Source organism: Candidatus Competibacter denitrificans Run_A_D11 (assembly GCF_001051235.1).
Lineage (GTDB): Bacteria > Pseudomonadota > Gammaproteobacteria > Competibacterales > Competibacteraceae > Competibacter_A > Competibacter_A denitrificans.
The window spans coordinates 18,228-31,954 of record NZ_CBTJ020000068.1; the positions used below are offsets into that span (position 1 = coordinate 18,228).

Here is a 13,727-nt window from a genome sequence, read left to right on the forward strand (position 1 = left end):
TGGAGAAGACAACCTTATGTTCGCATACCGTAAACCTTTGTTGATGACGGCGGTTTCTCTGGCGTTGCTGTCGCAGGCCGCTAGCGCTGAAGACCAGTTTTTCCCGATCACTTCCTATCGCGTCGGTCCCTATGGCGCGAATGGCCAGTCCTTTTATGGCGGTTTTGTTGATTATCTGAATTACGTCAATCTCAAGGATGGCGGCATCAACGGCGTCAAGCTGGTGTGGGAGGAGTGCGAAACCGAGTACAACAACGCCAAGGGCGTGGAGTGCTACGAGCGCATGAAAGCCAAGGCCAAGGTCTCTACCGGCCCAATTCATACCATGTCCACTGGCGTGGCCTATGCGCTGATCGACAAAGCGACCGAGGACAAGATTCCGCTGGCGATGATGGGCTATGGCCGCACCGATGCGGTGGATGGCTCGGTGTTTCCTTACGCTTTCCCGCTGGTGACGACCTATCAGATGCAGGCATCAGCCATTCTCAAGTTCATCAAGGATAAGGAAAAAGGCAGCCTGGACGGCAAGAAAATCGTGTTCCTGTATCACGATTCGGCTTACGGCAAGGAACCGATTGTCGCCTTGCAGGAAGAAGCCAAGCTGAACAAATTCACGCTGATTCAGATTCCGGTAGCGCATCCTGGCAACGAGCAAAGCGCGCAATGGTTGAAGATTCGCCAGGAAAATCCTGATTACGTCATTTTCTGGGGTTGGGGGGTGATGAATCAGACCGCGCTCAAAGCGGCGCAGAAGGTTGGCTTCGCGCGTGAGAAGATGATCGGCTCGTGGTGGGCCGGTTCTGAGGAAGATACCGTTCCGGCAGGCGATGCGGCCAAGGGCTATATGGCGGCGACCTGGAATGTGGCGGGTAAGGACGTACCGCTGATTGCCGACATCGAGAAAGTGGTCTATGGCGCGGGCAAGGGCGACTTGCAGGATAAAACCAAGCTCGGCACGATTTTGTATAACCGGGGCGTGTCCGCTGCCGTGCTATCGGTCGAGGCGCTGCGCGGCGCACAGGCCAAATACGGTAAGGGCAAGCCGGTCAATGGCGAGCAGGTGCGTTGGGCGTTGGAAAATCTCAATATTACCGATGCCCGCCTGAAAGAAATCGGTGCGGTCAATTTGTTGCCGCCGATTAAGACCTCCTGCACCAATCACGAAGGATCAGGCATGGTGAAGATTCAGCAATGGGACGGCGCGAAATGGGTGCCGGTGTCGGGCTGGATCGAGGGCAATAAGGAATTGATCCATCCGCTGTTCAAGACCTCGGCCCAGCAATACGCCAAGGAAAAGAACATCACCCCGCGTGATTGCGCGAAAGAGTCTTAGCGCGTTCTCGCTGCATTCCCTCTTCCGCTGGGAGAGGGTCAGGGTGAGGGGATTGGCCCTCACCCCCAACCCCTTTCCCTGGGGGAGAGGGGCATTTTTGTACATGCCTTGAGTTCGCGTCTATGACTGTAGCGACTGTCCCGACCGAGGCCGCCCCGACGGCTGAACGCTATCTGACCATCAACAATATCGAGGTCATTTATGACCATGTGATTCTGGTGTTGAAAGGCGTCTCGCTCGATGTGCCCAAGGGCAAAATCGTGGCGCTGCTGGGCGCGAACGGCGCGGGCAAAACCACGACCTTGAAGGCTATTTCTAACCTGTTACGGGCTGAACGCGGCGATGTCACCAAGGGATCGGTGGAGTTTAAGAATAACCGGGTCGATCAGCTTAGCCCGAACGAGCTGGTCAGGCGTGGGGTGATTCAGGTGATGGAGGGGCGGCACTGCTTCGCCCATCTGACCCTGGAGGAAAACCTGCTGACCGGTGCGTATACCCGCTCGATCTCCCGTAGCGGGCTGAAGGAGGCGCTGGAGAAGGTGTATCACTACTTCCCCCGGCTCAAGACACGGCGCGGCTCGCAGGCCGGTTATACCTCCGGCGGTGAACAGCAGATGTGCGCCATCGGTCGGGCGTTGATGGCGAAACCGGAAATGATTCTGCTCGATGAGCCGTCGATGGGCCTGGCCCCGCAGATCGTCGAGGAGATTTTCGGCATCGTCAAAGATTTGAATCAGAAGGAAAATGTCAGCTTTTTGCTGGCGGAACAGAATACGCTGATGGCGCTGCGCTATGCCGATTTCGGCTACATCCTGGAAAACGGCCGGGTGGTGATGGAAGGCGATGCCGAGAACCTACGCACCAATGAGGATGTGAAGGAGTTTTATCTGGGCCTGTCCTCGTCCGGGCGCAAGTCGTTCAAGGATGTGAAGCATTACCGCCGCCGCAAGCGCTGGCTGTCCTAATCCCTCACCCCCAGCCCCTCTCCCAAAGGGCGAGGGGAGTTTTGGTACAGGCTTTTATCGAGATGGTTATGAACTATTACGACGCTCTGGAAACCCGCGACCCCGAACAGCGCGAACAGGATTTAATGGCCAAGCTGGCCCAGCAACTGGCCCACGCGAAAGAGAAATCGCCGTACTACCAGCAGTTGCTGGCCGACATTGACCCCGCGTCCGTGACCAGCCGAGCGGCGCTGGCCGCGCTGCCGCTGACCCGCAAGCGCGATTTGATTGAACTGCAAAAGCAGCATCCACCATTTGGTGGTTTGAACACGCTGCCTGCTGGCAAGGCGTTGCGGGTATTTGCCTCGCCGGGGCCGATTTACGAGTTGCAAGGCGAGGAGGCGGACCCGTGGCGGATGGCCCGCGTGTTGTACGCCGCCGGTTTCCGGGCGGGCGATTTGGCGCATAACTGCTTTGCCTATCACTTCACCCCTGGCGCGTACATCTTCGAGGAAGGGGCGCGTGCGCTGGGCTGCGCGGTATTTCCCGGCGGCACCGGCCAGACCGAGCAGCAGGTTCAGGCGATGGTCGATTTGCGGCCAAACGGTTATATCGGCACGCCGTCGTTTCTTAAGATCATTCTCGATAAAGCCGATGAATTGAAGGCCGATATTTCTTCCCTGCGCAAGGCTGCCGTGTCCGGTGAAGCGGTGCATCCGGCGGTGCGGCAAGCGTTGCGGGAACGCGGCATGACCATCCGCCAGAGTTACGCCACGGCAGACCTCGGCGCGATTGCCTACGAAAGCGAGGCGGAGGAGGGCTTGATCGTTGAGGAAGACGCCTTGCTGGAGATCGTCCGGCCCGGCACCGGCGATCCGGTCGCGGTGGGCGAGGTCGGTGAAATCGTGGTTACCACCTTTAATCCGACCTATCCGCTGGTTCGCTTTGCGACTGGTGATTTATCGGCGATTCTGGCCGGGACTTCGCCGTGTGGCCGGACCAACCTGCGTATCAAGGGCTGGCTGGGTCGGGCGGATCAAACGACCAAGGTTAAGGGGATGTTCGTGCATCCTGAGCAGATCGCGGACATCGCCCGTCATCATCCCGAACTGCAACGGCTGCGGCTGGTGGTGGATAATCCCGATGGGCAGGATCAGATGGTGCTGCACTGTGAAACGGCAGCAGCGGGTGAGGCATTGGCGCAGGCGGTTATTGCCAGTATTCGGGAGGTGACTAAATTGCGCGGTGAAGTGGTTTTTTGTGCGCCGGGATCATTGGCGAATGATGGGAAGGTGATTGAAGATCGGCGGATGTTCTCTTAAAGAAAATCATACCATTGGTAAACAGGAATCCACAGGTTGCAAACCAAAGCTTTTTTCCAATCTTTTGCAGCTATTCTTTTATGGAGTTTTTTAGCCTATTTGGCGATAAGACTTTCGAAAATACCGCCTTTTCTTTTGGTTGGTCTGGCTTTGAGCATCGGTAGCCTGTGCAGTATTCATAAAATATACCTTTGGCGTGTTTCAATCCCAATACTAGCCTTAGGTATCTATGGGTTTTTTGGATTTCACTTCTGCCTATTCATGGCTCTCCGTCATGCGCCCCCAGTTGAAGCGAATCTTATCAACTATTTATGGCCTTTATTAATCATTGTCTTAACGCCCTTGTTTTTACCAAAGTACCACCTTACTGTGCGTCACCTAGTTGCTGCGGCACTGGGTTTTTTCGGGACAGCGTTGATTGTCACTGGCGGTACTATTAATTTGCACTTTGAATATCTGACCGGGTATCTATTTGCTGGAATTTCTGCTTTTATTTGGGCGAGTTATTCGTTGCTCACTAAGCGAGTATCACCATTTTGCAACGAAGCGATTGGTTTTTTTTGTCTGTCGGCGGGTGTGCTTTCACTGGCGATCCATTTTTTTATAGAAGATTCTTATTCGATTAGCTTGGATGAGCTATGGATACTTTTGATCCTTGGATTAGGCCCAATGGGTGCAGCGTTCTTTTTCTGGGATGCAGCATTAAAAAATGGTGATCCGAGGGTCATTGGTTCACTGGCTTACCTGACTCCGTTGCTCTCTACTGCTGTGCTCATCAGCACAGGTAGTGGAAGGTTCACTCTGCTCTCAGCTATAGCGATGGTGCTCATAGTTGGAGGCGCGATTATCGGTACTGTGTCGTCTAAGTTTACTCAATGAAAACCAATAAAAATTCTACAGATAAAAGATTGGGGGTTGAGCCGATTACAGCAGATTTTGTTGAAAATGCTATCAAACAACTCTCGGCAGAGGAGTTGATTAAGTTTCGCCAGTGGTATGCTGAATTTGACGCTGACCTATGGGACGCACAAATTGAGGCGGATGCTGCGGCTGGTAAATTGGACGCGCTGGCTGAAGAGGCGCTGACTGATTATCGGAGTTTCAGACTTTGATTCTATGAAGCTTATGCGTGAAATATGAAGCCAAAAGTTTATATTGAAACTACTATCCCTAGCTTTTACTACGAGGATCGGACAGACGCTGCTGCCATAGCTAGGCGTGATTGGACTTATCAATGGTGGCTTGAAAAACGTCAAAATTATGACCTTCTCACAAGCATTGCCGTATTGAATGAACTTCAGAATGGAGATTACCTAAAGAAAGAGAATTGTTTAAAACTACTAAATGACATTTCATTGGTTACTGTTGAACGGCAAATTATTGATATTGTCCAAGTTTATATTAACCATAAACTGATGCCCCACGATCCAGTTGGCGATGCGCTGCATTTGGCATTAGCTTCTTACCACAAATGCGATTTTCTACTAACCTGGAATTGTAAAAACCTAGCAAATGCCAACAAATTTGGCCATATCCGTCAGATTAATGGATTATTAGGCTTATACACGCCGAGTATTGTAACACCGCTTGAATTACTTGAGGACGACAAAGATGAGCAATCAGATTGAAAGAGACGCCCTGGAAAGGGTGCGCTATGCTCGCCACCTCGTATCGGAGCAGTTTGGCCATGATCCAAAAAGACTTATTGATTATTATATGGATTTGCAGCAGCTTTATAAAAGCCGCTTTGTAGATTCGGAAGAAAAGACAGAGAAAGAAACAAAACAAACGGCCTGATTCAATCCTACGCCTTACGCCTACAACAAGAAAAAAGGGGCTAAACATGGGACCACTACACGGTATTAAAGTCGTCGAATTCGCCGGATTAGGGCCGGTGCCCTTTTGCGGAATGGTGTTTTCCGACTTGGGCGCGGAGGTGGTGCAAATCAACCGCGAAACCAGCACCACCGACGCCAACCTGTTCGCCGCCAACAAAAATATCCCCAACCGGGGACGGCAACTGATCGCGCTGGATATCCGCTCGCCGGAAGGCCGCGAAAACGCCCTGCGGCTGGTCGATCAGGCCGATGTGCTGATCGAAGGTTTCCGGCCCGGCGTGATGGAGCGGCTCGGTCTGGGGCCGGAGGTCTGCCACGCCCGCAACCCGCGCCTGATCTATGGCCGGATGACCGGCTGGGGTCAGAACGGTACGCTGGCCCAGACCGCCGGGCACGACATCAACTATCTGGCGATTTCCGGCGCACTGCACGCTATCGGTCGCGCCGAGGGTGGGCCGACGCCGCCTTTGAACCTCATCGCCGATTACGGCGGCGGCGCGATGCTGCTAGCGGTCGGCATTCTGGCGGCGCTGGTGGAAGCGAAAAACTCCGGCCAGGGCCAGGTGGTCGATGCCGCGATGACCGACGGCTCCGCCCTGCTGATGGCGGCGATTTATAGCCTGAAAGCGATGGGCCAATGGGTTGATCAGCGCGCGAGCAATTTTCTCGACGGCGGCGCACATTTTTACGATACCTATCAATGCGCTGATGGCAAATGGCTGGCGGTCGGGCCGATTGAACCGCATTTCTATCAGTTGTTGCTGCAAGGCTGTGGGGTGGTCGATCCCGATCCCCGGCAACAATGGCGAGCGAAATCCTGGCCCGCGATGAAAGAACAGCTACGGGCGGCGTTTCGCACCAAAATGCGGGACGAATGGTGCGCTCAACTGGAGGTCAGCGATGCTTGCGTAACCCCGGTGCTGAGTCTGGAGGAAGCGCCCGGCCACCACCACAATCAATCGCGGCAAACCTTCGTCGAAGTGGACGGCCTGGTGCAACCGGCCCCCGCGCCGCGCTTTAGCCGCACGCCGGCAGCGATTCAAAGCGCCCCGGCCACCTCGGTGCAAGCGGGTGAGGACTGGCTGGTCAACTGGGGATTTTCCGCCGACGAGATTGGCCGATTCAAGGCCGCCAGCGCGATTTGAACAACGCATCCGCTCCCACAGGCCACCAGAGGACACTCTGCCATGCACTTTAAACCCGCTAATCCTGACTTCGCTGCGGTGGTGCGCGGCAGTTTCGCCACTCAGGGCTTGATGCAGCTCATCGGTGCGACGCTGGAGCGGGTTGAGCCGGGCGCGATTGATATTGCGCTGCCTTTCCGCGACGACCTCACCCAGCAACACGCCTTTCTGCATGGGGCGGTCACGACCGCGATTGCCGACAGCGCAGCGGGTTACGCGGCGCTGTCACTGATGCCTGCCGGTAGCGAAGTGCTCAGTATCGAGTTCAAAATCAACCTGTTGCGGCCCGCTACCGGCCTCCGTTTCCTTGCCGAAGGGCGCGTCGTCAAAGCCGGTAAAACCATCACCGTGTCGCGTGCCGATGTGTTCGGCTATGCCGATGAAAAACCAATCCACATCGCCACGCTGCTCGCTACCATGATCTCGCAAGCGGGTTAAGCGCGTCACACACCCTGAGATGCCCCGTCATGTCCACTCTTGAAATTCTGGACAACCTGTTTTTTATCGAACGGGGCTATTTGAATTGTAATCATTTGGTTTATCGGTCGCCCGCGCCGGTGCTGATTGATTCGGCTTATATCGGCGATTTAGCGGAAACCATCAACCGTATTCAGCATCTTGGCGTAAAGACGACCGAGGTCGCCCGCATTATCAGCACCCATACCCATTGCGACCATATCGGCGGCAATTACGCTATTCAGAAGCAATCCGGCTGTGAGATTGCACTCCATCAAATCGGCAAGCATTTTATTGATACGCGGGATGATTGGGCCACGTCCTGGAGTTATTACGATCATGAGGCCGCGTTTTTTCGCTGTACCGAAAGCCTGGCGGATGGTGATACGGTCATGGTCGGCCCGCATGAGTTTCAGGTGATCTATACGCCGGGCCATGCGGCGGATGGCATTGTGCTTTATCACCCCAAAGAAAAAATCCTTATCTCCTCCGATACCTTGTGGGGCAAGGATATGTCAATCATGACCTTGCGCCTGGAAGGTAGCACCGCGTTGTTTCAACGGCTGGCCGCACTGAAAACGCTTGAAACGCTGGAAGTGAACCGGGTTTATCCGGGCCACGGTAAATCGTTTAGTGATTTCAATGGCGCGCTCTCGAAAACCAGAGAGAGAATCGAGCGTTTTCTGGGCGACCGTAATTTGGTCGGTGATGATGTTCTCAAGAAATTACTGATCTTTTTACTGCTGATTAAGAAAAGCATCGCTGAAAAAGAGTTATTTCCCTATTTGATGACCACGCATTGGTTTAAGGAAACGGTTGATTTCTATTTTAAGGGTGAGTACGAAGCCAAGTATGAAGAAATCATCCAGTCTTTCCTGAGCAAAGGAATTGTTAAACGAAAAGAAGCTGTTTTTTATACCATCATCTTGTCTTAAATCACCACTAAAACCAAAAACCCCCTCATTGCAGAAAAACCACACCAAGGAGTCCGCATGACTACGCAATACGAAGACATTCTGTATGAGATTAAAGAAGGCGTTGCCACCATCACTATCAATCGCCCCGACAAATACAACGCCTTTCGCGCCCAGACCTGCGAAGAAATGATTGATGCGTTTCTAAAAGCGGGCTGGAATAAAAAAGTCGGGGTCATCGTGCTGACTGGTGCGGGCACCAAAGCCTTTTGCACCGGCGGCGATCAGTCGGCCCACGCCGGCCATTACGACGGGCGCGGCGTCATCGGCCTGCCGCTGGAAGAATTGCAAAGCGTGATCCGCGATGTGCCCAAGCCGGTCATCGCCAAGGTACGCGGCTATGCCATCGGCGGCGGTCACGTTCTCGCGCTGCTGTGCGATTTAACGCTGGCGGCGGAATCTGCCAAGTTCGGCCAGGTCGGCCCCAAAGTCGGTTCGGTCGATCCCGGTTTCGGCACCGCCTACATGGCGCGGGTGATCGGCGAAAAGAAAGCGCGAGAAGTCTGGTATCTGTGCCGTCAGTACAGCGGCACGGAAGCGGTGCAAATGGGTCTGGCGAACAAAGTCGTCCCCGACGATCAACTGGATGCTGAGGTGGATCGTTGGTGCGCGGAGATTCTGGAGAAAAGCCCGACCGCGCTGGAATTGGCCAAGCGCTCGTTCAACGCCGATACCGCCCACATCGCCGGTATTTCTTCACTGGGCTTAAAAGCGGTCAGCCTGTTCTACGGTACTGAAGAATCCCAGGAAGGCGTGCGGGCGTTTCAGGAAAAGCGCAAGCCGAATTTTAGGGAGTAACTCTGCATAGCCTCTCACCGGATCAGCAGTGGGAGGCTCGGCCCTCACGGGGCAATCTGTACCTGATCTCGGCCTTGCTGTTTGGCGCGGTACAGCGCTTCGTCAGCCCGTTTGATGAGGGCCTCCAACGTTTCCGGCCCGCGATATTCGCTGACTCCTATGCTAATGGTAGCATGGACGTTTGGAATGGTGGTTATCTCGGCAACCAACGTTCGTAACCGCTCCGCGAATTTAGCTGCCATCTGCTCATTGGCATTAGGCAAGAGGGCGATAAATTCCTCGCCGCCCCAACGTGCCATACAATCATTCGCTCTCGCAGCACGCTGGAGGATGGCGGCAAAGGCTCGCAGCATCGCATCCCCGGCATCGTGGCCAAAACGGTCATTGATCTGCTTGAAATGATCAAGATCCATAATGATGACCGCGAACGGCCATTGGTAACGACAGGCTTCCGCTAGCCTGAACCCAGCCGCTTCCATGAACCGGCGGCGGTTAGCGAGGCCCGTTAGCGAGTCAGTACCCGCCATCTCGGCCATCGATTGGGCTAGCTGGTGACTCCGGTTAAACTCGCGCACTCCAAACAGCAGCACTGCTGCCAGCATCAGGTTGCCAAGCGAATAGTAGAAGAGCGTGATCCACCACACCCCTAGCACCTCCTGGGTCGGCAGGCCGGTAACGACCACGAATGGCAAGTCACGCACCCGGTGCAAATTCCAAACACGGTCGATACCATCAACTAAAGACGTGTCACGAAAGGTAAAAGGCCCAGTGTCGGGAGATGTCGAAAACCGTCGTAGCACAGGCGCATCCATCGACTTGCCGATCATGTTCGGCGCCATCGGTGAGCGTGCCAGTAGCTGTTGTTTCATATCGAAAATACTGACGACCAACCCATCCCTCGGTTGTAGCCGATCCAGCCAATTTTGGAAGAAGCGGAGATCCAAACCTATCAGCACGAAACCGGCGATCTCACGGGAAGGCCCTATCACCGGATAAGAGACCGTGACATTCATTTTGTTATCAGACGCCACGAACATCGGACCGGCTTTGAAAGCTTCGATTGGCTCCTCAAACACCAGTCGGCAATAATTACGCTCTTTGAACGTTTGCCCCAGGTTGAAGCCAACCGAGGTATGGGTCACTGTGCATTGCGCATCAAACAGGCCCAGAAAAAGAATCGTTGGATCAATTTTGGCATGGCGGATCAGCTCATCGGTGCGTTGGGTATGGCGGACTGGATCATCACTGGGGTAGTGAATCTCTGCGGGATCAAGGTCACCGATGATGTCTTTGATGATGTGTTTGGTGATGGCGAATGACGCACTGAGCCATTCGGTGATCAGGAAGCTGGTGGTCTGGGCGCGCTCGGCGGTCTTCTCGATAGCGTTGTGGTAAGAGATCCACGACTCAATCCCGCTCGCTAGCAGCACCGCGCTTAAAAAACTGATCGCGATTATCCGGATAATCGCGGGCTTCCAGGCCTGTGCTTCCGGTAAGAATGATAGTTGCATAGATCGGTGGATATGGGGGTGTCGTAAGCCAACGAGGGCTTCACCAGATCATTTTAGCTAGCCCCGTGCCGCATACTAACTGGCTGCTGAAATCGCCCGGCCAATTACCAGCCGTTGAATATCAGACGCACCTTCGTAGATTTGGGTGACGCGGACATCCCGATAAATCCGCTCGACCGGAAAATCGGCGCAATAGCCGTAGCCACCGTGAATCTGGATGGCATCGGAGCAAACCCGTTCCGCGATTTCAGAGGCGAACAGCTTGGCCATTGATGCTTCTTTCAAACACGGCTGCCCAGCATCGCGCAAGCTGGCGGCGTGCCAGACCAGTTGGCGGGCGGCTTCGATGCGGGTCGCCATATCAGCCAAGCGGAACAGCACCGCTTGATGCTGGACAATCGGCGCACCGAAAGCTTCGCGTTCCTTGGCGTAGCTGACCGCCGCTTCCAGCGCCGCCCGCGCCATGCCGACTGCCTGGGCAGCGATGCCAATTCGACCGGCTTCCAGGTTGGAAAGGGCGATCTTGTAGCCTTCGCCTTCCTGACCGATCAGGCTTTCGGCTGGGACTCGGCAATTTTCGAACAGGATTTGGGCGGTGTCGGAGGCGTGCTGGCCCATCTTTTCTTCCAGGCGAGCGACGAGGTAACCGGGTGCGTCGGTCGGCACCAGAAAGCAGGAAATGCCTTTTTTACCCGCGTTTTTATCAGTCACCGCAAAGACGATAGCCAACTGGCCTTCCTTGCCGGTGGTGATGAACTGCTTGACGCCGTTAAGCACCCAATCATTACCTTCCCGCCGCGCTGTGGTGCGGATAGTCGCGGCGTCCGAGCCAGTATGCGGTTCGGTCAGGCAAAAGCAGCCCAGCCATTCGCCGCTGGCCAACTTAGTGAGATAGCGGGTTTTCTGCGCCTCGCTACCGTATTTCAGGGTAATGCCGCAGGCCAGGGAATTTTGCACTGAAACGATGGTGGCGGTCGCGCCATGACCAAAGGCGATTTCCTCGATAGCCAGCGCTAGCGACACATAATCCATGCCCGCGCCGCCCCACTGTTCGGGGACGATGATCCCCATTGCGCCCAACTCGCCCAGTTCGGCCAATGCTGCGCGGGGAAAGGTATGATTGCGCTCCCATTCCGCCGCATTCGGCGCGAGACGTTCCTGGGCGAACTGGCGCAAGGTGTCGCGGATCATTTCCTGTTCTTGAGTCAGGATCATCGATTTATCCTCTGGTCGGCGGCAGACGCTATTTTGCGCCCATGCGGATCGCGCCATCCAGCCGGATGACCTCACCGTTCAGGTAGGGATTTTCCAGAATATGCCGCACCAGACCCGCGAATTCGGCCGGCTTGCCGAGACGGCACGGGAAGGGCACCATTTTACCGAGCGAATCCTGCACCTCTTGCGGCATTTCCAGCAGCATGGGGGTTTCCATCACCCCCGGCGCGATGGTCATGATGCGGATGCCGCTGCGGCTCAATTCGCGGGCAATGGGCAAGGTCATCGCCACCATCCCGCCCTTGGAGGCGGCATAGGCAGCCTGGCCGATCTGGCCCTCGAAGGCAGCGATGGAGGCGGTATTGACGATGACGCCGCGCTCACCAGTTTCAGTGGGTGGGTTACGCGCCATCGCGGTGGCGGCGTGCCGCACCAGGTTGAATGCGCCGATCAGGTTGATTTGCACCACCTTGGCGAAAGCAGCCAGCGCGGGCGGCTCGGTTTTGCCCAAAACCTTCTCGGCTGGAGCGACGCCCGCGCAGTTGATCAGTCCATGCAGCGCACCGAAGGCGCTGACGGCCGCCTCGACCGCCGCGCGGCCGCTGGTTTCATCGGCGATGTCAGTGATGATAAAGCGGGCTGTCGGGCCAAGCTCGGCAGCGAGCGCCTCACCCGCTTGTGGGTTCAGATCTGCGATGGCGACTTTAGCACCGGCTTGCGCCAACATCCGCGCGGTGGCTGCACCCAAACCGGATGCGCCGCCGGTGACGAGGAACACATGGGGGTCAATCTTCATTATTTTTCTCCATTTTTCTCCGCGAGCAGTGCAGCGCGCGAGGTCATGGGTTTTTTAGCCGACGACGAAATTTGAAACATCTACTTTAATTACCGAGCGCTGCAACGAAGCTGCGACCGCTTTGGCAAACTCCCGTGCCCATTCACCCTTTTCCTCAAAGCGTTCCTCTCCTCCTTCCATGGCGACGTTGAGGATCATGTCAAGGAGTAGAATTTTCCCCGAAGGGGAAGAAGGAACACAGCCCAGTTCTTGAAATTCGTTGAGCAACCACGCCCGTGCCTGCTCGGCATCCAGACCCTGGATATCGCTATCGTGCAGCATGATCTCGTAATCCTTACCGAGATTGAACATAACGGTAACGGTGTAACTCATTTTGACCCCCTTGGCGCCGACGGTGAAATGTTAAGCGTGCCGCAATACATTACATCACAGTTGATTTTTCTCATTTTTATTATTAGGGTTTTCTCTTTAATTTTCAAGATATTTATATTTTTTATATACTTATAGAATGTTTACCAAAAAGCATTATATGCAGTATTTGATCAGTACGCTGGTGAATCAGGAAGTGAATTTGCTTGGGCCTGGGCCATTCGGGCGGAAGAGGTTGTTGGCGAAGTAGCCCCAGAGGGTGGCGGTGAGGAGATCGCCAGTGAGGTGTTCGCCGGTGAGGTCTTTGAGGAGATTGAGGCGTTGATCTTCCGGAGCGGCTTGGGCCACCGGTAATGCCCCAGAAATTTCTTCCATCAGAAGCCAAACTGAAGAGACTTTTGTGGAGGACAGGATGGGCAAGCAACGTCAAAGTTGGACTGTTGAAGAAAAATTGGGGATCGTGTTAGCGGTGTTAAGCGAGCGCCAGAGCGTCGCGGAGGTGTCTCGCCAGCACGGGGTGAACGAGAATCAGATTCATCGGTGGAAAGAGCAATTTCTAGCGGCGGGTCGTCAGGGGCTAAACGGGGCGAAGGCGCAGACGGCGGATCACACGCCCTGCGCCAACAGCACCGACCGATCGGACGTGAACGGGTCCGCCAGCTCATGGGCGACCTGGGCTTTCAGCCACCACCCTTGAAGAAAAAGTGCCCAGCGCCGACGGTGACCGCCGAGCGTGATGGGCCGCCAGGGCGACGGCTTCAGATCGACGCCACCCGGTTTCGCTTGGACGATGGCGTCGCCTGGGTGTATCGGGTTGAAGACGTGAAAACTCGACAGTGTGTGGCCGCTCGCGTGGCGCCTGCGTTGAGTCAAGAACGAGTCTGTCAAAGTTTTTGTGTAAATGCGGTTTTGGTTAGTGGAGTGAGAGTGGCAAGCGGCCCTCGAATTGAATGGCGAAGCGATTGAGGGCCTGTTTCCAGTCTTTGA

17 protein-coding genes are annotated in these 13,727 nt (G+C 55.1%); 12 read left to right on the plus strand and 5 right to left on the minus strand.

Annotated elements, in window-relative coordinates; translation table 11 throughout:
* The first annotated feature begins 16 nt into the window (after positions 1–16).
* The 11 genes from BN873_RS13055 to BN873_RS13105 all read left to right on the plus strand — a co-directional run bounded on the left by BN873_RS13055 (position 17) and on the right by BN873_RS13105 (position 8,849).
* Complete coding sequence (locus BN873_RS13055) at positions 17–1,333, plus strand: ABC transporter substrate-binding protein (protein ID WP_048674367.1); 1,317 nt, start codon at positions 17–19, stop codon at positions 1,331–1,333.
* A gap of 122 nt (positions 1,334–1,455) precedes the next feature.
* The gene (locus BN873_RS13060) at positions 1,456–2,298 is read left to right on the plus strand and encodes an ABC transporter ATP-binding protein (protein ID WP_048674369.1); all 843 of its coding nucleotides are present in this window, start codon (positions 1,456–1,458) and stop codon (positions 2,296–2,298) included.
* Positions 2,299–2,366: 68 nt separating this feature from the next.
* Positions 2,367–3,599, plus strand: a complete 1,233-nt coding sequence (locus BN873_RS13065; protein ID WP_048674371.1) for a phenylacetate--CoA ligase family protein — start codon at positions 2,367–2,369, stop codon at positions 3,597–3,599.
* Between the two features lie 36 nt (positions 3,600–3,635).
* Positions 3,636–4,478, plus strand: a complete 843-nt coding sequence (locus BN873_RS13070; protein ID WP_048674374.1) for a DMT family transporter — start codon at positions 3,636–3,638, stop codon at positions 4,476–4,478.
* Entirely contained in the window at positions 4,475–4,711 is a 237-nt protein-coding gene (locus BN873_RS13075) for a hypothetical protein (protein ID WP_242434436.1), read from the plus strand. Before BN873_RS13070 ends, BN873_RS13075 begins: the two co-directional genes overlap by 4 nt.
* 24 nt (positions 4,712–4,735) lie before the next feature.
* On the plus strand, positions 4,736–5,227 hold the full coding sequence (locus BN873_RS13080) for a type II toxin-antitoxin system VapC family toxin (RefSeq protein ID WP_048674376.1): 492 nt from the start codon (positions 4,736–4,738) through the stop codon (positions 5,225–5,227).
* The gene (locus BN873_RS13085) at positions 5,211–5,396 is read left to right on the plus strand and encodes a hypothetical protein (protein ID WP_048674377.1); all 186 of its coding nucleotides are present in this window, start codon (positions 5,211–5,213) and stop codon (positions 5,394–5,396) included. Before BN873_RS13080 ends, BN873_RS13085 begins: the two co-directional genes overlap by 17 nt.
* Positions 5,397–5,442: 46 nt before the next feature.
* A complete protein-coding gene (locus BN873_RS13090; RefSeq protein WP_048674379.1) occupies positions 5,443–6,582 on the plus strand; it encodes a CaiB/BaiF CoA transferase family protein in 1,140 nt (379 codons plus the stop codon).
* 42 nt (positions 6,583–6,624) lie between these two features.
* Positions 6,625–7,059 (plus strand): PaaI family thioesterase, encoded by a 435-nt coding sequence (locus tag BN873_RS13095; RefSeq protein ID WP_048674382.1) that lies wholly within the window; start codon positions 6,625–6,627, stop codon positions 7,057–7,059.
* 29 nt (positions 7,060–7,088) lie between these two features.
* Positions 7,089–8,012 carry an MBL fold metallo-hydrolase gene (locus tag BN873_RS13100; RefSeq protein ID WP_048674384.1) on the plus strand — a complete coding sequence of 308 codons (924 nt, stop codon included), beginning with the start codon at positions 7,089–7,091 and terminating at the stop codon, positions 8,010–8,012.
* Positions 8,013–8,069: 57 nt separating this feature from the next.
* Entirely contained in the window at positions 8,070–8,849 is a 780-nt protein-coding gene (locus BN873_RS13105) for an enoyl-CoA hydratase-related protein (protein ID WP_048674386.1), read from the plus strand.
* Between the two features lie 44 nt (positions 8,850–8,893).
* On the opposite strand, the gene BN873_RS13110 is transcribed toward BN873_RS13105, so the two are convergent.
* The 5 genes from BN873_RS13110 to BN873_RS13130 form a co-directional block, all read right to left on the minus strand.
* Entirely contained in the window at positions 8,894–10,360 is a 1,467-nt protein-coding gene (locus BN873_RS13110; protein WP_048674388.1) for a GGDEF domain-containing protein, read from the minus strand.
* Positions 10,361–10,435: 75 nt separating this feature from the next.
* Complete coding sequence (locus tag BN873_RS13115; RefSeq protein WP_048674390.1) at positions 10,436–11,575, minus strand: acyl-CoA dehydrogenase; 1,140 nt, start codon at positions 11,573–11,575, stop codon at positions 10,436–10,438.
* 28 nt (positions 11,576–11,603) lie between these two features.
* Positions 11,604–12,371, minus strand: coding sequence for a 3-hydroxyacyl-CoA dehydrogenase (locus tag BN873_RS13120; protein WP_048674392.1), 768 nt, complete (start codon positions 12,369–12,371; stop codon positions 11,604–11,606).
* 54 nt (positions 12,372–12,425) lie between these two features.
* Positions 12,426–12,743: a hypothetical protein gene (locus tag BN873_RS13125; RefSeq protein ID WP_048674394.1), complete on the minus strand. Its 318-nt coding sequence runs from the start codon at positions 12,741–12,743 to the stop codon at positions 12,426–12,428.
* 186 nt (positions 12,744–12,929) lie between these two features.
* Positions 12,930–13,115 (minus strand): hypothetical protein, encoded by a 186-nt coding sequence (locus tag BN873_RS13130; RefSeq protein ID WP_048674396.1) that lies wholly within the window; start codon positions 13,113–13,115, stop codon positions 12,930–12,932.
* Positions 13,116–13,152: 37 nt separating this feature from the next.
* On the opposite strand from BN873_RS13130, the gene BN873_RS21000 reads away from it, so the two are divergent.
* Complete coding sequence (locus BN873_RS21000) at positions 13,153–13,437, plus strand: transposase (RefSeq protein ID WP_053085357.1); 285 nt, start codon at positions 13,153–13,155, stop codon at positions 13,435–13,437.
* Positions 13,438–13,727: the final 290 nt, after the last annotated feature.